Raw genomic sequence first — 22,419 nt, forward strand, 5'->3', positions numbered from 1 at the left:
TCTATTAAGAATATGTTAATTTAAAAACTGATTTTAGTATTTCTTTAACGTGACTATTCTAGGGTATCTAGGTAAGATTGAATTAATTCTATTCCTTCTGTATGTAGTACTGAAGTTCCTATAAACGGCATACTCAAACCATCTTGAATAAACGAAATTCTGTAACTAATAGCAAAGCTTTGTTCTGTGATTTGACTTTCATTCAGTGGGGTTTCAAAGGCTAAATTTAAGGTGGTTTCGTCGGCACAACTACCACCAGGAATATGGCAATGTGCACAATTAATATCCATGTAGGCTCTTGCCCTAGCTTCTAATCTAAAATCTTCATCTTCCCAATTTGGTAAACTTGTAATAGAAGCACTATTAGTAACACCTGTTAATTGAGAGTTGCTAATAAATTTTTCTAATTGATTTTCTCCATTGATTTCAAAATTCATGGATCTTAATTTTGGTCCTATGGGTATAATGTTATCATTATTGGCGTGACATGTAAAGCAGTCTGTGTTTGAAGGGATTTTGTAGGTTGTAGAATTTGTGTTGCCCTCGACGTCAATCCAAGTAACTGGTAGAGAACTTCCTGCCAAATCTAAAACAGCATCAGTTTGGGTGTCATTCCATTTATAATCTCCTGTTTCCCATTGATCATTTAATTTAATTAAAACGCGGGTTTCTATAATATGTCTGCCTAAAGATAAATCGCGTTCATCGAGGTTATAAAAAAAGGTTTTTGCAATTACTGTATTGTTTGGGAATAGAGGTAATCCATCTCCATCAAACTCCATACTTGTACCTTCTGGTAAAGCGATAATTCGTTGTTTATGTGCGTAATCAGTGAATAAGGTAGTGTTTAAATCATATTCAAAGGCTAACGGTGTTATTTGTAAATCTTTAAGATCATTAACAAATAAATTCATTTCAGATAAAGTAGGTTTGAATTCTGTTGCAACATTTGGTTGTAATGTTGTAAAGCTATATACATTTGTGTAGACGCTCTCAAAGTTTGTGCTGCACGTAGATTTAATATAAACATCATAAGTGGTGTTTCCTAGTAATTCTGTAAGCTCAGCATCTGTATCAGATTCAGAAATTGTTATTCCGTTACCTATTGTAAAACCCGAAACACCATATTCTATTGTGTGTTGCGCTAAAGCGTCAGTTGTTTCCCAAGTGATTGTTGTAGAATTATGAGTTATAGAACTTGACGATACGTTAGTTACAGGATTGCAAATTGGATTTGGTGACGTTGTAAAACTGAAAGCATCAGTTTGTGTACTGATATTTGTAGAACTACATGACGTTTGTATATAAACATCGTAAGTGGTATTTGCTTGTAATGCGGTAAGTGCAGCATCTGTATCAGTTGCCGAAACTATAGTTCCGCTACCTATTGTAAATCCAGAAAGACCATATTCTAAAGTGTGTTGACCTGAACTGTTAGTTGTGTTCCACGTTATTATTGCAGAATTATTAGTTATTGAATTTGATGATATATTAGTTGCGGTATCACAAACAGCAGCAACGTCATCGTCATTATTACAAGAAAAAATAATACATGCGAAAGCGAATAATAAGTATGTCTTTTTTAACATTAGATGTGATTTTCTGATTGATAGCAAGTTGCTAATGTAATAAAATTAATTTTTAACAAAAAAATAAACTGATGGCTAGCTTATTTGTTGAATATTACAATTAGCACTTATCGTTTCAAAAATTTAAAGCTTTCGGTTTGATTTTGTGAATTCATAATCTTTAAAACATAACTGCCTGAAGCTAAAATATCAATTTCAATGTTATTGGATCCATCTATGTAAGCGGAAGTAATTAGCCTGCCTGAAATATCATAAATAGAGTATGGATTGTTAATTAAAGGAGTGACGGAAATGAGTTGTAATCTATGATTAGATATATCCGTTATTAGTTTGGTTTTTTTCGCGGTAAAACTATTAATAGACAGGGCTTGCCTACCGTAATTAAGTTCTACCTCATTGCCATTATATATGGTTAGCATAGCATCAGAACCGCTTCCTGTCATTTCAAATGTGTATATGTCTTCATTAAGGTTGAAAAAATTCATGTATGACGTTTCAAAAATCGCTTGGTCTGCAATGTCACAGAAACTTAGTGTCCAACCTATATCTCTAATTATAAAAGAATTTGGTTGTACTGGATTGTCATACATACCGTTGAATCCATTACAAGTGGAGCTGCCATAAAAATTACTTTGGCCATTAGTAATATCGTCAGAAAAGAATATACTTAAGTTAGGGTTAAAAGTATTCTCAAGTAAAATATCAAATTCCCAAATAGAATGAATAAACCATTCTCCGCTTAGTACGTTTGAAGGTGCGTCTTCACGGCCTAAGTTTATGACATCTCCTTGGTTGTTGGTAAAACTTAAATTGTGTAAATCATTAGTAAATGAATACGTTAAATTTCCAGGTTCTTGTAAAATTGAAAAGTAGGAGTTCTCAAAGTCAGTTTCCTCAGTTGTAGTACATGAGTTGTCTGTAGTTTCAAAATAAGGAATAAGACTTATAGCATTATTTTGTTCGCTCTCAAAGTACAAAGTAAAAGAGTTACAAATGCCATTGCCGTATATATAACGTCCCCAATATTGGTCTAAAGGTGCACTGCTAAATGAATTGTGAAATTCAATATTTGGCGGTGTTGTAACCGTTGAAGGTAAACTAATGATGTTTCCATTTGATTCTAGAGAAATTACATTCCAATTACCTATGAAGTTCTGTGAATTTATGACTATTGTAAAGCATAAAAGTATGATTAAGGTTGCGTAGCTTTGTTTCATAGAATGAGCGTTTTATAAAGGTTTTAATTATTAGTAACGCTCTAATATATAGTTTTTAAACTAAAAAAAAAGGAACTACCTCTCGGCAATTCCTTTTTTATAAATTTATGTTAGAAGATTTTTAAACAAGCTCTACAAATAAGCCGTCATCAGTTTTTTCAACCTTTGTTAAGCCATGTTTGCTTAAACCTTTTAAACCTTTATCCCAACCTTTATTGCTTAAGCCAGATTTTGATTTAAGCATATTTAAGTCCATGCGTTTTTCAGCCTTTAAAACTTCTAAAATCGCTTTTTCGTTATCGCTTAAATCTACTTTTTTCTTCTCTGGTCGCATCTGAGGGAAGAATAGAACTTCTTGAATACTCTGATTGTTGGTTAAGAACATTATTAAACGGTCCATTCCAATTCCCATTCCAGATGTTGGAGGCATTCCGTATTCTAGCGCACGTAAAAAATCGTGATCTATAAATTCTGTCGCTTCATCATCTCCTTTTTTAGCTAAACTTAACTGGTGCTCAAAACGCTCGCGTTGGTCTATTGGGTCATTTAGTTCAGAATACGCGTTAGCAACTTCTTTACCACAAACCATAAGTTCAAAACGCTCAGTTAATTCAGGATTTTCTCTATGCTCTTTACATAAAGGACTCATTTCTTTAGGATAGTCAGTAATAAATGTTGGTTGAATATAATTCCCTTCGCATTTTTCACCAAAAATTTCATCAATCAACTTGCCTTTACCCATCGTCTCATCTACTTCAATATGCATGCCTTTTGCAGCTGCTCTTATCTCGTCTTCTGACTTATTGTAAATATCAAAACCTGTGAATTCTAAAATAGAATCGCGCATCGTAATACGCTTGTAAGGAGCTTTAAAATTGATTTTGTGTTCACCAAAAGTAGCATCTGAAGTTCCGTTTACAGCAATAGCACAATGTTCTAATAATTGCTCACAAAAATCCATCATCCAATTGTAATCTTTGTAAGATACATAGATTTCCATTGCAGTAAACTCAGGATTGTGAGTTCTGTCCATTCCTTCATTTCTGAAGTTTTTAGAAAACTCATAGACACCATCAAAACCACCAACAATTAAACGTTTTAGATATAATTCGTTAGCAATTCGCATGTATAATGGAATGTCTAAACTATTGTGATGCGTCATAAAAGGACGTGCTGCAGCGCCTCCAGGAATCGGTTGTAAAACCGGAGTTTCAACTTCGAAATAACCAGAGTCATTAAAGAAAGATCGCATGGCGTTAAACAATTTTGTACGCTTTATAAATACTTCCTTAACATGCGGATTTACGACTAAATCTGCATAACGTTGTCTGTAACGCATTTCAGGATCTGTAAACGCATCATACGTTTTACCATCTTTTTGTTTTGGTATAGGTAATGGCTTTAAAGCTTTACTCAATAATTTGAAATTCTTAACCATAACCGTTTTTTCGCCAACTTGCGTTGTGAAAAGAGTCCCTTCTATACCAACAAAATCACCTAAGTCTAATAATTTCTTAAAGACATCGTTGTATAAGGTTTTGTCTTCACCTTCACAGATTTCATCTCTATTAAAATACACTTGAATACGACCTTCGCTATCTTGCAATTGTGCAAAAGACGCTTTTCCCTGAATGTTAATAGCCATTAAACGACCAGCAATAATCACCTGTTTACCGTCTTCAAAATCAGCTTTAATCTGTTTGGAAGTATGATTAACCGGAAATAAATCCGCTGGATAAGGGTTGATCCCTAAAGCTCTAAGCTTTTCTAACTTTTGGCGTCTTACCAATTCTTGTTCTGAAAGTTGCATTCTTATTTATTTTTATAAGCTTATTTGTTTTTTAAATAAGCAGACGCAAAATTACACTTTTTACAAAAATTAGAGAACACCTTTTTAGTTTGATTTAATAACCTCTAAGATTTCCTATTAATTCTGGTTGTTTTGAATTGTTTTTTGTCGTTTCTACGGGCTTGGAAACAATAATATGTGCTTTCGCTTTATCCCGACTGATATAATGTTAATCCAAAGAAAATGTAACAATTCTCTAAAGTGCACGTCATATGTAATACATCAAATCATTAAACAAATATTATGAGTATCTGGCGTGTTATCCTTGCTATCATTTGTCCACCTTTAGCTGTCCTAGATAAAGGTTGTGGTTCTATTCTTATTACCTTTTTATTATGGCTTTGCGGCTGGGTGCCAGGTATTATCGCAGCTTTGATTATTCTGAATAACCCAAAGCGATAAAATACTTACCTTTGCCCTCTTGTAATTTATGTAAAATATTATAATGAAAAAGATTTTTATATTACTCTCTTGTACATTTCTAATGATGTTAACAAGCTGTCAGTTTTCAGAAAACATCTATATCAATGAAGATGGTAGTGGTAAAGTAAGGTTTTCAATGGATGCATCAGAAATGATGGATGTGCTAGGGCAATTGGGAGAGAATGCTGCTGATGAGATGAGTAAAGCTGTGGATTCAACAATTGTTTTCAGGGACTTTTTGTTAGATCATAAGGATAGTATAGCTAATTTGTCAGTAAAAGAACAGCAAAAGATTAAGGCTATGGAGGATTATAAAATTCATATGGTTATGAATCCTGATGAGAAAAAAATGTTTTTTGATATAGAAACAGACTTTGATAGTGCCAGTGAGTTGCGAGATATGTACAAAGCAATGAATAGCTTTAATAGTTTGAAGGGAGATGAAACTGTCGGTGATAATTTGCCTTTAAGTCCATTTTCTAGTATGGGTAATGAAGGCTCTACTTTGGTTAGTTACTCATATAACGGTACAGTTTTTAAAAGAAATGCTAAGATTATTGATATAGAAAAACACCAACAATCTTTAGATAGTATAGATAAATCGGCTATGATGCTGGGGTCTTCAAAATATATAATTAATTACCATTTTCCTAAAGCTGTAAAGTCCTTCTCAAAAGAAGGAGCAATGTATAGCGAAGATAGAAGAACGGTTACTTATGAGGTTGGATTTATAGACATGCTTAAAGATCCTGAGATACTGAATATTGAAGTTATTTTAGAGGATTAAAAATATATTTGCTTTGAATAAAGTTATAAAACTACAAGATTTAGGAGCTAAAGATTTTAAGGACACTTGGGATTACCAAGAGACACTCTTTAAATCCATTTTAGATACTAAAATTAAGAATCGAAGAGAAGACGCGAGTTTAGTAACCGATAATCATTTTCTATTTGTAGAACATCCGCATGTATATACTTTAGGGAAAAGTGGAGACTTGTCTAACTTATTACTTTCCGAAGCAGAACTTAAAGCTAAAGATGCTACATTCTATAAAATTAATAGAGGTGGTGATATTACCTATCATGGACCAGGACAAATAGTAGGATATCCGATTTTAGATTTAGATAATTTTTTTACAGATATACATAAGTACTTACGCTTCTTAGAAGAAGTGATTATTCTCACCTTAGCGGAGTATGGTTTAAAAGCAGAACGTAGTCCAGGTGAAACAGGGGTTTGGCTCGGTGTTGGTACTCCATTTGCGCGCAAAATTTGCGCAATGGGAGTAAGAGCGAGTCGTTGGGTAACTATGCATGGCTTTGCTCTTAATGTCAATGCGGATTTAGGCTATTTTGATAATATTATTCCATGCGGAATAAGGGGTAAGGCAGTTACAACTTTAAATAACGAATTGGGTGTTGATTTGGTGGATGAAGCTGAGTTAAAACGTAAAATTTTAAAACATTTTAGTGCACTTTTTGAGGCGAGCTTCATTCAACTTTAGTTTATGACTGAGATGTTAATAATTCAAGTTAAGACTCGTCATTAAAAAACACTTTATAATAATGCATTTTTTTCTCTTCGTCGTACCCGCGTTCTAAATATTCTGCAGAAGCATCAGGTGCATCAACATCAAGTTTTATTTGAATGTTGGTATCTAGTTTAATCTCGGTTTTAATTTTTTGCTTTTGCTTTTTTAAAGCAATTTCAGAAACGTCAAACTGGTTTCTAATAAGGACTTTATTGTCTGTTTCGTATATTTTCTTGTAGTCTTCAAACAATTGAATTTTATCTTCTTCGTCAAAAATTTCTTCTTTGAAAGTATCGATGTTTACAATTTCATTTTCCTTGAAAAAATCGACGGTTTTAGCTAAAAAATTACTTTGCTCTTGGCCACCAAAATTAGGTTGTAAAACTTCTTTAGAAAACTCTCGGCAAAGTTCTATACAATTTTTAGTATGCTGATTACTATCGTCGGGATATCTTATATTTAGGAAACTTTTAATCCAGTATTGTGTGTCGTAAGTATTGTTGTCTACACTAAGCACAATTTTACCTTCCATATCGGAGGTGTTTAAAATTAAACAGCCTTTATCTACCTTTTTTGCTTGAATACCTTTTTGAACTAGAATATCGTAGTTATTATCTTCTAAATACGTTTGAAAAAACTCAGTCTTATTTTCGATCTTAAAAATCCCAATAGCGTCCGTAAAATAGTCTTCGTATTGTACGTTTTCAAAATGGCATATAAGGACGTCTCCAGTCTTAATTTGAGCCGAATTACTTTGCTCAAATAAATGTGTAACAATATGCTTTGAAATTTCTACAAAATCAGCATCTTCTTTAAATAGTTGATCACTGTAAGTGTTGATTTCATTGAGAGCGACGTCGCTATGATGGTGAAAACGATAACTTTCAGCGACACTCATAAAAGGTTTCAAAAGATACGGCAACATTAAATTGTAAGTGGCTTCATCAAAATCTACAATGGCATCTGAAAAGGCATTTTTTGTGCCATTGAACTTGTTACCAACTTTGTGAATTATACAGCTTCTTAAGGATGCTTTTTGTCTTTTTATCATGATCGAAATTGTCGTCTAAATTTTGAATATACTATTCTACAAAAGTAAGGCTTATTCTATTTGAAAATAGACCATAAATAGAATTGGTTTTAGTGTAATTTGTAAACCACTATGGTTTTATCATCACTTTGCGTTATAAGTTCTAAACCGCTGTCATCATCTAGTTTTTCGAGCACAGCAGCTGAAGTACCGAAAACAGGGAAGTTAGGGATTGATTTAGCTTGACTGTCAAAAAGATATACTTTTTTAGATTGTAAATCCGTTGTAGTTACATAGATTTTGTCATTCAAATAAAAAATTCGAGGAGCTGTATATTCTCCATAGTCCAAATCTATTGTTCTAGATTTAATAATTAACCTGTTTTCTCTTAAGGAAACTAATGTTTTGCTAGTCGTTGCGATTTTATGTTTATCCGTAAGATTTAGATTTTTTGAACTTAGATTCCCTTTGGTGTCCACTTGGATAAGTTGACCAAGTGTGTTGGTTGTAGTAAACTTATTTTGATATAAATACACGTCATTATCAGAAAAACGAATCCTATCTTTTACATTTACTCTGATATCTCCTTGACGGTTTAAAATTTTAAGATCTTCACCTGTGCCAAATACAATGTAATCCTTACTTCCAATTCTAAAATGTTTGGGTTGTGATAAAATTTCAGAGTCATTATTTTTATAATTGAATCCATTAACTGATTGCCCTTTTGCATTGTACATTAACAGATGCTTCCCTTGAGTTACCATTAATCTATAATCTTTTCGTTTATCGTAATCAAATACAGAGAGTGGTTGTGTAATGGCATCGTTAAATCTTAAAGGAAAAGGAGATACATTGTTACCATTTCTGTCTAATACATAGAGTTGGTTTGGGGTTGCGAACGCCAGTTGTAATCTACCATTTTTGTACATATCAATCTGTTCTACCTGACCCAAAATTCGTCCTTGAAGTTGTTTTTTCCACAGTACATTGCCTGAGCTTGATATAAGATAAAGTGTATTGTTTACATCCTGAACGACGATATCATGCGATTTAGATATGTGATTTTTAACAGCTTGCGGTGCTGTTAGTATCGTTGCGTTGAGTGGTGTCGTAAAAGTTTCTGCAACAGAATTTGAAGCTGCTCTTTTTTTGAATTTCTGGATGATTCCGTTAATATGTGTGTAGTTATTTTCGCGTATAAACTGAACAGCATTGGCGTTATAACCAGTCATGGTTTGGTCTAAAATCGCTGATAGTTTTTCAGAATTCTTAAAGATAAATAAAGAGGCTTCATCACTAAGGTTTTCGCTAATACTTAAAAAAGCATCCGAATTAGCAAGTGTATTGTTGTTTAAAGCGTCTGTAAGAATGGATTTTAGGGTCTCAGAGGAATTAGAGAAGACAATAAAATTTTCAAAAGCACAAAAGTAATTAGCATTGTCAAAAGCAATAAAGGGCTTTAAATTAGACTTAAAGAAGTCTGGGGTTTCAAACTCAAAGATATCAATATCTCTAAATGATTCAGATATAGATTTGTCTTCAATAGATTCTAAAATTAAATTAGGATCTAATGAATGAAGTATTAATGCATTGTCAATCAGGGCAATTTCATCTGTAAAATTTAAGAAAGTTTCAGAAATGTCTGCTATGCTATCTTTTAGCTGATTATTGTTGTCGTTAAATACTGAGAAATTATCGTAAGTAATACTGATTAAAGAGCTTGTGTTGTACGGGGCAATTAAAGGCGAATTTGTTTTTTGAGGAATAGTGTTCTTAAAGCTTTCTAGATTGTTGGAGCTCGAATCTATAGCGGTTAATATACCATTATAGCTTAGTCCCTTTTCAGTATAATCGAAATCTAAGACTGTAAAGTTTCTACTTCCTTTATTTATGATATCAGAAAATAGTAATTTAGAATAATTAGTGGCGTCAGACTTAAATAAAATAGAAGCGATCGATTTGTTGTCCGTGGTCTCAATTAGATGACTAAGTTCTGCGTTTTCATTTTCTTGATTTAAAGTTTTTAAAAGTTCTAGGTCATTTGAACCCGCAAAAGTGTTTCCAATAATTTTATGGTATATAGTGCTATCGTTTATTTGTGTCTTTTCAATTTTTAAGTCAACTAAAGTTGTCGAAGTAATATTTTTAATGGAATCTAGGACAAATAAAGTACTATCATTTTCAGTAAGAATTAAATAATTAGAGTCCGCAAAAGAAATAAAAACCTGCTTAGTCGTGTTTAATTGATTGAGAAATAGAGAAGCGTTTTTTAACTCTTCATTATATATTCCAGAAAGTACATCGTTATTCTCAATACTAGTTACAAAATCATTAAGTTCATTTACTTGAATGACGGCTGATGTTTCAGTTGGAATAAATTTGTAAGGTTGTTTGGTTTTGTTGTAGTCTTTTTGGCAAGCCAATACTAAGGTAAACAATATCGATAAAAAACCAAGTCGCTTCATTAAGATGTATTTAGTTTACAAATATAAAAAGTTATATATCCAATTGGTATTGCTCAGGCAATAATCTAAATGATTTTCTATGATATTTTGTAACACCGTATTTTTTTATAGCAGCTCTATGCTCTTTTGTTGGGTAGCCTTTGTTTTGTTTCCAATTGTACATCGGGAATTCATCGTGTATTTTTTCCATATAAGCATCTCTATATGTTTTTGCTAAAACGGAAGCAGCAGCGATGCTTAAATATTTACTATCGCCTTTTATTATTGTGGAATGTGGAATGTCTTTATAGGGTTTAAATCTATTACCGTCTACAATAATATATTCGGGTATAGTTTTTAAACTAGAGATAGCACCATGCATTGCTTTTATAGAAGCGTTTAAGATATTAATGGTATCGATCTCAGATTCAAAAATGTTTTGCACGCCAAATGAAACACACTCGTTTTCTATTATGGGTTTTAAAATAGCTCTGTTCTTTTCTGAAAGTTGCTTAGAATCAGTTAGTAGCAAGTTTTTAAAGGTAGTTGGTAATAGAACTGCAGCAGCTGTAACTGGTCCGGCTAAACAACCTCTACCTGCTTCATCTGTACCACATTCTAAATTAAAATTTGAAAACTGAATTTTTAAAGCCAAAATGTTAAATTTTGAGCAAAGTTAAAATTTTAACGCAACCCTTTCACATTTTTCACATCTAACTATTGAGTTAATGCCTAAAAACACTGAGGAAATAGCAATCTATGAATAGTTATCATATTCGCAATAGTGTTAACATTATTTTTGGAAAATTGCTTGGTTATTTAATATTTAATTAAGATGTTTGCAATTAGACTAACTCAAATAATTGTTTTATGAAATTAAAATTAACATGGTTATTAACGCTATTTATGGCGTTCGTGATGCAGTTTTCTTTTGCACAAGAGAAGACTATCACAGGTACAGTTACAACAGTAACGGATGGTTTACCCCTTCCTGGAGCTAGTGTAATTGTAAAAGGGACCTCTAGAGGTCAACAAACAGATTTTGATGGAAAATTTTCCATTAGAGCAAATGAAAATGATATCTTAATTTTTTCTTACGTAGGATTTGTAAGCGTAGAAAAAACTGTAGGTTCTAGTTCGGTTGTGAATGTAGCTTTAAAAGCAGACAGCCAACTTGATGAAGTTGTAGTTGTTGCCTATGGTAATGCTGCTTCTGTAAGAACAGTAACTGCTGCTATAACTACGGTTAATGCAGAGATATTAGAAGATAGAGCAAATGCTTCTGCATTACAAAATCTTCAAGGTCAGGTTGCTGGTTTAAATATTGCTACAGGTTCTGGGCAACCAGGTGCTGATAGTACTATAATATTAAGAGGGCCTGGATCTATTAATGGTAATATTGAGCCATTATTTGTAGTAGATGGAATTCCTGTGGATGAAGATAATTTTAGAAGTATCAATCCAACTGATATTGCATCATTTGCAGTTTTAAAGGATGCTGCTGCAGCAAATATTTATGGAAACAGAGCTGCGAATGGAGCGATTGTGATTACAACTAAGAGAGGTCGTTATAATCAAGGGTTAGAGTTTAAATATACTTCTACTTATGGTTATAATGAATTACAAGATCAGCCTTTTGAGTTGATGAACTCAAGAGAGATTTTAACTTGGCAAAATCAAAATGGTGGTGGCTTAGGTGCTGAGTTATCTCCAAATGAGATTAATGCTATAGCTAATCAAACAAATACAAGTTGGGCGGATGTGTTCTTCAGAAAAGGAACAACTAATTCTCATAACTTATCAATTACATCTGGTGGAGAAAATTCTAATAATTTTACCTCATTACAATATTTTGAACAAGATGGTATTTTTATTGGATCGGCATTTAAACGTTTCTCTGTAAGAAATAACTTCAGTGGTAGATCTTCTGATGATAAATTTAATTATGGTTTAAACTTGTCTGTAGGTGTTTCTACTACAAATGAGCAAGATGGTTCTGGTTCTGGTTCTACATTCTTTAACCCATATAGTGCTGCTTTACAAGGATTGCCTTATTTAAGTCCATATGCAGCTGATGGTTCAATAACTCGTGATGGTGGTATTCAGCCAGGTGATATTGATGCGATTCTTGGACGTGGAGCTTCTAATTTCCCATATGTTCTATTAAATAGTATAGCGCTTAATACTGACAAAGAAGAGGAAGTAAAGGTTTTAGCTTCTTTTAATGCAAATTGGAATTTCGCCAAAAATCTTACGGCAGGTATTCAATTAGGTGTGGATTACAGTAGTGAAAGAGCTATCGATATTCTTCACCCAGAAAGTATATTAGGACCGTTTCAGTCGGCACAAGGTGTAGATGCTCAATTTGGTGGTATTCAATCTGAGTCATTTCTAAGAGATTTTAGATTTAATTCAGTTACTTCATTAAATTATAATAATACTTTTGGTGATAAACATAATTTAGATGTTACTGTTTTTATGGAGTATTTAAAAGGACATTTAGACTCATTTAATTATACACAATTCGGTCTTGATCCTCGTTTAGTAGGTTCAGGTGCTGCTTTTATTCCTGGAACAACAACTGAAGTTATCGGCGGAAATACAACTAACCCATATATTGATACTTTAGGTCAAACTACTATTACAGTAGGAAATATGTCTTTATTCAGTCAATTAGATTATGAATATGATGGTAAATATGGTTTCTCTGCAGGAATAAGAAGGGACAATTCTTTTAGATTTATTGATGATAACAAATGGGGTACATTTTGGTCTGTTGGTGGTCGTTGGAATATCGATGCTGAACCTTTTATGGATGGTAGTGCTTTTAATTTATTAAAGCTTAGAGCATCTTACGGACTTTCTGGTAATGACAGGATTGCAGGTACTTATTATGGTGGTCTTAGTTTAACTAGAAACCTATACACTGCAGGAACTGGTTATAATGGTTCAGTTTCAACTGTACCTGCTCAAGTGGCTAACACATCTTTGAGATGGGAAGAAACTACTCAAGCGAATATTGGATTGGATTTCCAAATTTGGAATAGTAAGCTTACTGGTGCAATTGATGTTTACGAGAAAAAGACAGAAGATTTGTTTCAGAATAATAATATTTCACTGTTAAATGCTACAGGCGGTACAATTGATTCTAATCTAGGTACTATGGTAAATAGAGGTGTTGAATTACAATTATCGTACAGATTATTTAGTGATAGTGATTGGAGAATATCTGTAAATGCTAATGGGTCTTATAATAAGAATGAGATTGAGGCTTTACCTCCATCATCTAATGGGTTAGTTAATAATGGTGGTTCTACAGCGTTAGGTGAAGGTGAGTCATTAGGATCTTTCTACTTGGTACCTTATGCAGGTGTTAACCCAGCAAATGGTAATCCATTATTTAGAAAATTAGATGGTTCATTAACGGAGACGTTATTAGATGCAGATAGAGTGTTTTCTGATAAATCAATTTATCCTGTTTTTCAAGGAGGTTTTGGTTCTGATATACGTTATAAAGGTTTCGAATTTACTACACAATGGTCTTTCGTTGCTGAAGTTTACAGAAACAACTTAGATTACGCTAGTTTACAAGAAGTTTCTCAAGGACAGACAGAGAATGGTAGAAATAGATCAGTGACTTTATTTGATGCTTGGCAAAATGTAGGTGATATTACAGAAGTACCTCGTGTAGGTTCTGCTTTTGGTAGTGTTGATTATATTAATTCTACAGATAGATATCTTGAAGATGCATCATTCCTTAGGTTAAGAAACATTACGTTAGCATATTCTCTTCCAAAAGAGGCATTAGAGAAATTACCAGTGAGTGGTGTAAGACTATACTTGCAAGGTGAAAATTTAATTACGTTTTCTAAATACAGAGGATGGGATCCTGAATCTAACTTTAGAGCAACGGATAGAGGGCAGTTCCCAACACCTAAAATATATACTCTAGGAGTAACAGTTAATTTTTAATAAAAATTTAAGATGAAAAAACATATATTTAAAATATTATTTTTATTTGCATTGTCTTTGTCAGTCTCTTGTGAGGATGCCACTGATATTTTGCAAGAAGGGGAGCTTACAGAGGATGCTGCCTATAGATCTTTAGCCGACGTACAATCGGGACTACTTGGTGTTTATGCCGCTTATGCTCCAGATGGAGGTGGTAATGGAACAGGTAATTCTTTATACGCTAATGCAATTTTAGGTGATAACCTTAAAGCTGGTTTAGCTAGTAATGGTCAGGGTGCTCAGGATTACAACTATGTAGTAAGTTTTACAAGTGGAAGTATTCCTCATAACATTTGGAATAATAGATATGTAACTATCAATTTTGCAAATCGTGTACTTGGCGTATTAGATCGTTTAACTTTTACTGGTGAAGAATTAGTTGAAGCGAATCACATAAAGGCACAATTGTTAGCTATAAGAGCATTATGTCACTTTGAAGTTGTTCAATATTATACAACAGACTATAGCAATCCTAATACTTTAGGTGCTATTAATATGGATTTTGTTCCAGAAACAGCAGATGTTTTTGAAAGAAATACGGTTTCTGAAAACTTAACCTTCATTAAAGAGGATTTGAATACAGCTTTAACTTTATTTGATCCATCTAATGAGACTAATGATAATCCAATTTGGATTAGTGAAGATTTCGTTAAGTTTCTTAAATTAAGAATAGCACTTACAGAAGGTGATAGCAGTACAGCTAATATTACACTTGCTAATGAATTATTAGCAGATTATCCTTTAGCTAGTTTTGGTGAGTATATTGGAATGTATTTAGATGTAGATGATACAGAAGTTATATTTAAGTTATCAAGAGTTGTTGGTGATGCAGGTGTAGCACAGTTATTTTACTTTAACTTTCCAGGAACAGGTGACGGATTCTTAGAAATGTCTAATGAGTTGTTTAATTTATTAGATGCAGAAGGTGGTGCTAGAAGACAAGCTTTTGTTAACTCTGCGAGTACTGTAGTAGGATTAAATGATCCTGCAAATGAATTACTAATTAATAAATATCCTGGTTCAGCTGCTGGACAGGCAATTAATGATTTTAAAATGATGAGAGCTTCAGAGGTTCAATTAATCAAAGCTGAATTACAAGCTAGAAATAATATGTTCGCTGATGCTGCAACTACAATTCAAGAGTTAAGAACTGCTAGAGGATCAGCTACTGCTACACCTACATCTTATACGAATTTAAATGTAGCTTTAACTGATATAATGTTAGAGCGTCGTTTAGAATTATGTTATGAAGGTCATAGATGGTTAGATATTAAGCGTGTAGGTCCAGAATTAGGTATTGGATTGTCTAGAAATTCTGCTGATTGTGCTTCTTTTGAAGGTGTATGTGATATTTCATCTTCTGATTTTAGATTTACATTAGCTATTCCTCAAGATGAGATCAATGGTAATACTGCTATATCTCAAAATCCTCAATACTAATTCAAATTAATTTTTAGAAAAAATAATTATGAAAAATATATTTAAATTAACATTTGTATTGCTATTGGCTATAGTTACTGTGTCTTGTGATGAGACAGTAGAAGAAGTTATTTATAACGGCAATATCAATGAAAACAATACGTTTATAACGTTCGAGAGAAGTGTTTATAACTTACCAGTTACAATCGACGATACTAGTAGTATTAATTTAATATTAAATTCTAGTACGGTTAGTAGTGTAGATAGAACATATGATATTGTTTTAAATACAGATCCTGAGATAACTACAGCTAATGATCTTACTTATAGTTTACCTACAAGTGTAACCATCCCAGCTAACTCTTATCAAGGAACACTTACTGTCGTAGGTACAGACAATAATTTGGTAGATGCTACATCTAAAAGAATTGTATTTAATATTAATGGGTTATCTGATTCTGAGAATGCAGATTTTGAAGAAATTACTGTTAATATTTTTGAAGTTTGCCCAGTTCCTAGTACATATTTAGTAGGTGATTACATTATCGGTGATGATGGATCAGGTAATTTTCCAACAGGAGAAACAGTTTCTATATCTGTAGGCGATAGTGAAACAGAAAGAACATTCAATACAATACATTTACCTGGTTCAGGTGTTGAAGCTGAAGTAGAAGTAATACTTGGTTTAGCTTGTAACGTATTAAACTTTGCGCAGGATGTTGATATCAATGTTGCTTGTGCAGGTGGTGATTCTTACATATTAGTCTCTGCAGGTGCTGCAAATAATTCAACTTATTCTTTAGATAATGAAGATGTTATAACAGTTAATTATTTACAAGATCCATTACTTTCTTGTGGAAGTAGTACGGTGCAAAGTTTTACTTTAACTAAAATTTAAAATTACATATGAAAAATATTTTTAAAATATCGTTTTTATTCTCATTGTTATTGGTTTCTTTTAACAGCTGTGATAGTAGCGAAGGTGAGAATGAAGGTAAATTCAACGCAAGTCCTGAGACTGGTTGGGTGCAGTTTCAAGCTAGTCAGTTAAGTATTGACTTAAATAGTTATGATACAACTACTCTTGCAGGTATTCCTGTTGAAGTAAATGTTCCTATAGTTGTTAATGATTTAACTATTAGCTATAGTTTTGTACCAGTATCAGGTGCTAACCCTAATACAGTTTTTTCTAATACAGGTAATTTGTTAAGCCCAGGTGGTACTTCAAGTAATTTTGATACTACTTTTCCTGAACTAGAATTGAACATAGCGGAAGTAGTAGCAGCTAACATTACAGAAGCTATGGTGTTTGATGTTGTTTTGGATGGTACTGATAATTCAGGTATTGCTATAGGTATTAGTGGTACAGAAGAAACTAGACCAACGACAATTAGAGTAACTATTTGTCCAAATATTGAAGTTGCTATTGCAGGATTACTTCCAAATGATGACTTTTTTGTAGGTGATTATAATCTAACTGTGACTTCTGGTGATAGTTTATTTGGTGGAGATGTTTTTGCTGATCAAACTGTTACTGTAACAGCAGACGCGAGTGCAACTTTTAACAGATCATTCGATGTTCCTTATGCACCAGGTGGTAATATAGTTTCTATCGGATTTAATATTAATTCAGATGGTCAGATAGTTGTTCAAAATGACATATCTACGGGTATAGCCTGTGCTGCAGGTGAAGACCTTACTATAGGTGGTGATAGTGTTAATATTTTTACTCTAGACGCTTGTACAGTAGCAGAATCAGAAAGTGTAACATTGAATATGTTAGATTTTTTCGGAGGCTCTGGTGGATGCGGTGTTGAGAATATTGAATTAACAGTTGTGTTAACAAAAATATAATTATTTATGTTTTATAAAAAAAAACCGCTTTTAGCGGTTTTTTTTTATTTATCTTGTATCCGTTATAAATGGATTTTTTTATTTTGAAAAAAACATTTATTAAATTAAAAAAAAAAATATGAAAATTAATACTCAATGTCGATACTTGTTACTACTAGTATTCGTCAGTGTTTCGTTGTCTATTAAGGCACAAATTAAATCAGGTTTTTGGTATCAAAAATCTGATGTTTTGAATTCTGAGTATGAGAAATGGGATCGTGTATCGATGCCAAATGCTTATACTGTTTATGGTTTAAATATCGATCAGTTATTTGATAAAATTAAATCTGCTCCAAATAGGTTACTTTCAGATAATACAAATGGTATTGTAGTAAGTTTTCCTAGTGCTGATGGATTATATGAGGATTATGAAGTTTTTGACGCACCGGTACTTTCTGAGGACTTGCAACTAGAGCTAAGTGATGTGCGTTCATTTGTTGGAACTTCATTAAAGAATAAAGGCAAAACAATTAGATTTAGTATTTCTCTTTTTGGTTTAAAAGCTGTAATTTTTGACACTGATAATTCGGTTCAATACATCGACTCCTTAACAAAAGACAGAAAATTTTATATCGCTTATTCTAAGAATGATATTCCTTTATCTGAAACGCAAATAAGTTGTCTTACAGAAGATTCTGAAGAGCAAATAGCAAGCTCTTTAGGTGCTGGAATGAACCCTGCTGCTCGAAATGCAAATGATGGTAAATTAAGAAATTTTAGATTAGCACTTTCCTGTACACAAGAATACGCAACATATCATATCAGTCAAGCAGGTTTAAGCGGTGCTTCTGATACAGTAAAAAAGAATACGATATTAGCTGTTATGAATGATGTTATGACAAGAGTTAATGCCGTTTACGAAAGAGAATTGGCAGTAACAATGACAATTGTTGATAATAACAGAAATGTCATTTTTATCACTGATTCTTTCTTGACTAATGATATTATCAGTGAGTTAATTGATGAAAGTCAATTTTTTATTGATGCATTTATTGGGGAGCCTTATGATATAGGTCACATGTTAAGCACATCTGGTAGTGGTCTTGCGCAGGTGGATTCACCTTGTACTAATAATAAAGCTAGAGGCGTAAGTAGTTCGTTATTCGGGCCATCTGCGGGTTATAGTTTTGAGTCTACATTAATGCACGAATTTGGACATCAATTTGGAGCTCGTCATACCTATAATGCAAACACCTGTGCTAGTGCTGCAACAGCAAGTACTGCATATGAGCCAGGCGGTGGGACTACAATTATGTCGTATGCTGGGATTTGCGGTAACCAGTCAAATATTCAATCTCAAGCTGATTTATATTTTCATCAAGTAAGTTTGGACGAAATGTGGTCTAATATTACTTTCGGAAATAGTACATGTGCAGAACAATTAAGTATTTCAAATTCATCTCCAACAGCAAATGCTGGAAATAATTATACGATTCCATTTAGAACGCCATATAAACTTGTTGGTTCTGCTACTGATGATAATGATTTAGCACTTTTAACTTACTGCTGGGAGGAGTATGATTTAGGTGCTTCTAATACAGCACCGTCAGATTTTACAGCAGATGGACCTGTTGTTAGGTCTTTTTCACCTAGCGCTAATAACGTAAGATATATTCCTAGACTAGAAGATTATGTTGGTAACGTTAATAATTCAACAAGTTGGGAGCGCCTCATGTTAATAGGAAGAAATCTTAATTTTAAATTAACGGTAAGGGATAATGACATTCAGGGTGGTCAGATTGGTGTAGATGAAATGACTATCGCAGTAACTAATTCGGCTGGTCCGTTTGTAGTGAATTCACAAAATACGTTTGATATTTCTTATGTTGGTAATTCCTCTCAAGAGGTATCATGGAACGTAGCTTCAACTAATACAGGTGCTGTTAATACACAGAATGTTAATATTTTATTATCAACGGATGGCGGATTAAATTTCGATACAGTATTGTTATCTAATACCCCAAATGACGGTAGTGAAACTGTTACTCTTCCAAATGTAGATGCTACATCTTGTAGAATAATGGTAGAAGCTGTGGGTAATATATTCTATAATATTAATAGAAGAGATTTCGAAATTCAACAGAGTTTAAGTGTCGATGATTTTGGTTTTGATAATAATTTGTCTATTCATCCAAACCCAAATAAAGGTGAGTTCACTATAAGCTTCGATTCTAGAGTTAACAATAACGATGACGTTAAAGTTGATGTTTATGATATTAGTGGACGTTTAGTCTACAAAAATTCCTTCTCTAATAACTCTATTAGTTTTAATGAAACTGTAAATTTACGTGGTGTAGCTTCTGGCGTTTACATCGCAAATATTTCTAAAGGAAATACAATTACATCTAAAAAAGTTATTATTGAATAACGTACTTTAATAATTAGATTTACTAAAGACCAACAAATAATACTGTTGGTCTTTTTTATGTTAAGTAAATTGTAATTTTATATTCTTATACAATAATTAATGATTTACTTTGTTTGAAAATTATATACTCCTAAATGCAGAACAAAAATTTTTACATAATTGTATTTTGTTTTTTTACAATAAGCCTTGTGGCTCAAAATAAACTTATTAAAACAAATCTAGATAATAGATCAGATACAACTTCCCTTACCAATAAGGCTAGTGGATTTAAGGAGTTAGCGACTATCGATATGTATCTTCAGTTTAGAGACCTCACAGATTCTATCCAAGTAGATACGACATTGACTATTAAAAAGGATTATAAATTTAATTATCTTCAAACGGATAATTTTAATTTAATGCCATTTGCTAATATTGGTCAAACCTATAATACGCTTAGTTTCGATTCTTGGGATAAAAACACAGCACCACTGTTCGGCGCAAGAGCACGTCATTTTAATTATTTAGAACATGATGATATTATGTTTTATGAAGTTCCCACTCCATGGACACGGTTAACTTACAAGACCGCATTTGAACAAGGACAGCTATTAGATGCATTTTTTACCGTAAACCTTTCCCGTCAGTTTAATTTTTCAATTGCCTATAAAGGGTTAAGGTCCTTAGGAAACTATCAAAATGCATTAACCAGTTCGGGAAACTTTCGTTTTACCTCAAACTATAAATCAAAAAATAAAAAATACCTAGCTAAAGGTTATGTGGTCATGCAAGATTTGCTTAATGAAGAAAATGGAGGTTTAGAAACAGAAGACTTAGACAATTTTAGTATGGGTAATGAGGAATTCTTGGATCGATCTGTATTTGATCCTGCATTTCAAGATGCTGAAAATATATTAGAAGGTAAACATTTTTATTTTGAACACTCTTATGCACTGCTTAATCGAAGAGATTCTTTGAGTAATAATAGTATCACGCTATTCAATAAAATTTCATTAGAAGATAAATATTATCAATATAGTCAAACAACATCTGCCGTAGATTTTTTCGGTGAAGCTTTTACAACAGACATTAATGATAAAGTAAAATTAGAAAACTTTAATACCGCTTTAGGAGTTCAGTATTCCAATGATATTATAGGAGAATTAGAATTGGCGGTGAATTATACGGATATTAATTACGGTTATAATAGCGTTGTTTTATTTCCTAGTGGAGCAATAACAAATAGGATTCAATCTAATTTTTTGGGTCTCGAAGGATCGTATTCAAAAACATACAAAGGATTTAATATTAAGGGTAGTGGAGGATTAAACTTATCCGATACATTCGTAGGAAGTTATTTAGACGGTTCTATAAATCTAAAATTAAATGAGGATATTGACATATCAGGGGGCATTTCAATAAATTCTAGACTCGCAAACTACAACTACTTATTATACCAAAGCGATTACATTAACTACAACTGGTATAACTTAGATAGTTTTAAAAATGTAAATACACAGCAACTAAAATTCAAAATTGAATCCAAAAAATGGCTAAATGCCTACGCAGATTTATCTAATATTGACAATTACACCTATTTCAATTTAAAAGAAACTATAGACGGGGTTAACACCATTGAACCCAAGCAATACAACGAGCCTCTTCAGTATTTCAGATTAAAATTACAAAGGGAGTTTAAATTAGGCAATTTTGCATTAGATAATACAGTAATGTATCAAAATGTCGTTAGTGATGAAGATGTCCTTAATGTGCCCGCAATTATAAGTAGAAATACACTGTATTATTCCAATCAATTATTTAAAAAATCAATGACCTTTCAAACAGGAATAACCTTTAATTACTTTTCTGAGTACAATATGAATGGTTATGATCCGTTGTTGGCTGAATTTTATACGCAAAACGAAACTAAGCTAGGCGGTTTCCCTAGACTAGATTTCTTTATTAATGCGAAAGTTAGGCAAACACGGATCTTCTTTAAAGTTGAACACTTTAATTCATCCTTTACGGGGTACGATTACTTTTCAGCCCCAAATAATCCGTACAGAGATTTTACGATTAGGTTTGGTTTAGTGTGGGATTTTTTCCTGTAGACTAATTTATAAGGTTTGTCCATTACGTATCAGTAGCGTAGTAACTAAATAGCAGATGGTATTTTTAGTAATAGATAAGATACTAATGTAATACCTACGGAGAACTACAAATAGCGTATTAGCTTTTATTTTCAGGACATTTCCCTTTTGCTTTTTAGAAGCAAAAGCGTCGCGTCATCCGCTATATCTTTTTTTATGAGATTCTCGTTAAAGTAGAATATTCTATTTCACGGACTGTATTCTTAATATACTAGTATATATAAGTGAAAAAAGGATGCCGCTATTACCGCTAATGCAAACTTAATAATGAGCAGATATATAATGAGCAAATAGGTTGGGAATTGTAAATAGAGGTATTTAAAATTTAAATGTAATAAATCTTATTTTTTTATTTAAATTAAATACCTCAAAATTAGTGGGTTGTGAAATAATTTAAAATAAAACACAAAAAGAGCTTGCGAGAACGAAAAAGGCTTGTATATTTGCACCCGCTTAGCGAAACAACGTTAAGAGAAAGTAAAGAAAAAGTTCATTAACATATTGAATTGACAGCG

General features: G+C 32.7%; 15 protein-coding genes. 9 read left to right on the top strand and 6 right to left on the bottom strand.

Translation table 11 applies throughout. The features are described from left to right. Positions 1 to 53: 53 nt before the first annotated feature. The 3 genes from HM986_RS17770 to lysS all read right to left on the bottom strand — a co-directional run bounded on the left by HM986_RS17770 (position 54) and on the right by lysS (position 4,616). Complete coding sequence (locus HM986_RS17770; RefSeq protein WP_246288514.1) at positions 54 to 1,589, bottom strand: hypothetical protein; 1,536 nt, start codon at positions 1,587 to 1,589, stop codon at positions 54 to 56. Between the two features lie 107 nt (positions 1,590 to 1,696). Then, complete coding sequence (locus HM986_RS14190) at positions 1,697 to 2,806, bottom strand: T9SS type A sorting domain-containing protein (protein WP_179335749.1); 1,110 nt, start codon at positions 2,804 to 2,806, stop codon at positions 1,697 to 1,699. Between the two features lie 121 nt (positions 2,807 to 2,927). Further along, on the bottom strand, positions 2,928 to 4,616 hold the full coding sequence (lysS, locus tag HM986_RS14195) for a lysine--tRNA ligase (RefSeq protein WP_179335750.1): 1,689 nt from the start codon (positions 4,614 to 4,616) through the stop codon (positions 2,928 to 2,930). A gap of 282 nt (positions 4,617 to 4,898) precedes the next feature. Between lysS and HM986_RS14200 the strand changes: the two genes are divergently transcribed. The 3 genes from HM986_RS14200 to lipB are packed head-to-tail and all read left to right on the top strand — an operon-like array spanning position 4,899 to position 6,583. Beyond that, complete coding sequence (locus HM986_RS14200; RefSeq protein ID WP_179335751.1) at positions 4,899 to 5,057, top strand: YqaE/Pmp3 family membrane protein; 159 nt, start codon at positions 4,899 to 4,901, stop codon at positions 5,055 to 5,057. Positions 5,058 to 5,100: 43 nt separating this feature from the next. After that, a complete protein-coding gene (locus HM986_RS14205) occupies positions 5,101 to 5,865 on the top strand; it encodes a hypothetical protein (RefSeq protein WP_179335752.1) in 765 nt (254 codons plus the stop codon). 13 nt (positions 5,866 to 5,878) lie between these two features. Then, positions 5,879 to 6,583 carry a lipoyl(octanoyl) transferase LipB gene (lipB, locus tag HM986_RS14210; protein ID WP_179335753.1) on the top strand — a complete coding sequence of 235 codons (705 nt, stop codon included), beginning with the start codon at positions 5,879 to 5,881 and terminating at the stop codon, positions 6,581 to 6,583. 28 nt (positions 6,584 to 6,611) lie between these two features. Here lipB and HM986_RS14215 read toward each other — a convergent pair whose 3' ends face one another. From HM986_RS14215 to HM986_RS14225, 3 genes are all read right to left on the bottom strand, one after another. After that, positions 6,612 to 7,661, bottom strand: a complete 1,050-nt coding sequence (locus tag HM986_RS14215; RefSeq protein ID WP_179335754.1) for a nucleoid-associated protein — start codon at positions 7,659 to 7,661, stop codon at positions 6,612 to 6,614. 89 nt (positions 7,662 to 7,750) lie between these two features. Continuing rightward, positions 7,751 to 10,105 (bottom strand): ribonuclease HII, encoded by a 2,355-nt coding sequence (locus HM986_RS14220; RefSeq protein WP_179335755.1) that lies wholly within the window; start codon positions 10,103 to 10,105, stop codon positions 7,751 to 7,753. A 31-nt stretch (positions 10,106 to 10,136) separates the two neighbouring features. After that, the gene (locus HM986_RS14225; protein ID WP_179335756.1) at positions 10,137 to 10,739 is read right to left on the bottom strand and encodes a ribonuclease HII; all 603 of its coding nucleotides are present in this window, start codon (positions 10,737 to 10,739) and stop codon (positions 10,137 to 10,139) included. Between the two features lie 215 nt (positions 10,740 to 10,954). On the opposite strand from HM986_RS14225, the gene HM986_RS14230 reads away from it, so the two are divergent. The 6 genes from HM986_RS14230 to HM986_RS14255 all read left to right on the top strand — a co-directional run bounded on the left by HM986_RS14230 (position 10,955) and on the right by HM986_RS14255 (position 21,865). After that, the gene (locus HM986_RS14230; RefSeq protein WP_179335757.1) at positions 10,955 to 14,056 is read left to right on the top strand and encodes a SusC/RagA family TonB-linked outer membrane protein; all 3,102 of its coding nucleotides are present in this window, start codon (positions 10,955 to 10,957) and stop codon (positions 14,054 to 14,056) included. Between the two features lie 12 nt (positions 14,057 to 14,068). Continuing rightward, positions 14,069 to 15,535, top strand: coding sequence for a RagB/SusD family nutrient uptake outer membrane protein (locus HM986_RS14235; protein WP_179335758.1), 1,467 nt, complete (start codon positions 14,069 to 14,071; stop codon positions 15,533 to 15,535). A 28-nt stretch (positions 15,536 to 15,563) separates the two neighbouring features. Further along, entirely contained in the window at positions 15,564 to 16,412 is an 849-nt protein-coding gene (locus tag HM986_RS14240; protein WP_179335759.1) for a hypothetical protein, read from the top strand. Positions 16,413 to 16,420: 8 nt separating this feature from the next. Continuing rightward, the gene (locus tag HM986_RS14245; RefSeq protein WP_179335760.1) at positions 16,421 to 17,368 is read left to right on the top strand and encodes a hypothetical protein; all 948 of its coding nucleotides are present in this window, start codon (positions 16,421 to 16,423) and stop codon (positions 17,366 to 17,368) included. Positions 17,369 to 17,486: 118 nt separating this feature from the next. Further along, a complete protein-coding gene (locus HM986_RS14250) occupies positions 17,487 to 19,775 on the top strand; it encodes a zinc-dependent metalloprotease (protein ID WP_179335761.1) in 2,289 nt (762 codons plus the stop codon). A 188-nt stretch (positions 19,776 to 19,963) separates the two neighbouring features. Next, positions 19,964 to 21,865, top strand: a complete 1,902-nt coding sequence (locus tag HM986_RS14255) for a putative porin (RefSeq protein ID WP_317167395.1) — start codon at positions 19,964 to 19,966, stop codon at positions 21,863 to 21,865. Positions 21,866 to 22,419: the final 554 nt, after the last annotated feature.

The sequence above is a fragment of the Winogradskyella costae genome (assembly GCF_013403865.1).
Taxonomy (GTDB): domain Bacteria; phylum Bacteroidota; class Bacteroidia; order Flavobacteriales; family Flavobacteriaceae; genus Winogradskyella; species Winogradskyella costae.

What these genes read in the sequence shown, in the direction of transcription:
- HM986_RS14250 (WP_179335761.1), top strand. Translation starts at nt 17,487, where the DNA reads ATGAAAATTAATACTCAATGTCGATACTTGTTACTACTAGTATTCGTC.
- HM986_RS14205 (WP_179335752.1), top strand. Translation starts at nt 5,101, where the DNA reads ATGAAAAAGATTTTTATATTACTCTCTTGTACATTTCTAATGATGTTA.
- HM986_RS17770 (WP_246288514.1), bottom strand. Translation starts at nt 1,589, where the DNA reads ATGTTAAAAAAGACATACTTATTATTCGCTTTCGCATGTATTATTTTT.
- HM986_RS14235 (WP_179335758.1), top strand. Translation starts at nt 14,069, where the DNA reads ATGAAAAAACATATATTTAAAATATTATTTTTATTTGCATTGTCTTTG.
- lysS (WP_179335750.1), bottom strand. Translation starts at nt 4,616, where the DNA reads ATGCAACTTTCAGAACAAGAATTGGTAAGACGCCAAAAGTTAGAAAAG.
- HM986_RS14200 (WP_179335751.1), top strand. Translation starts at nt 4,899, where the DNA reads ATGAGTATCTGGCGTGTTATCCTTGCTATCATTTGTCCACCTTTAGCT.
- HM986_RS14240 (WP_179335759.1), top strand. Translation starts at nt 15,564, where the DNA reads ATGAAAAATATATTTAAATTAACATTTGTATTGCTATTGGCTATAGTT.
- HM986_RS14245 (WP_179335760.1), top strand. Translation starts at nt 16,421, where the DNA reads ATGAAAAATATTTTTAAAATATCGTTTTTATTCTCATTGTTATTGGTT.
- HM986_RS14230 (WP_179335757.1), top strand. Translation starts at nt 10,955, where the DNA reads ATGAAATTAAAATTAACATGGTTATTAACGCTATTTATGGCGTTCGTG.
- HM986_RS14215 (WP_179335754.1), bottom strand. Translation starts at nt 7,661, where the DNA reads ATGATAAAAAGACAAAAAGCATCCTTAAGAAGCTGTATAATTCACAAA.
- HM986_RS14190 (WP_179335749.1), bottom strand. Translation starts at nt 2,806, where the DNA reads ATGAAACAAAGCTACGCAACCTTAATCATACTTTTATGCTTTACAATA.
- HM986_RS14220 (WP_179335755.1), bottom strand. Translation starts at nt 10,105, where the DNA reads ATGAAGCGACTTGGTTTTTTATCGATATTGTTTACCTTAGTATTGGCT.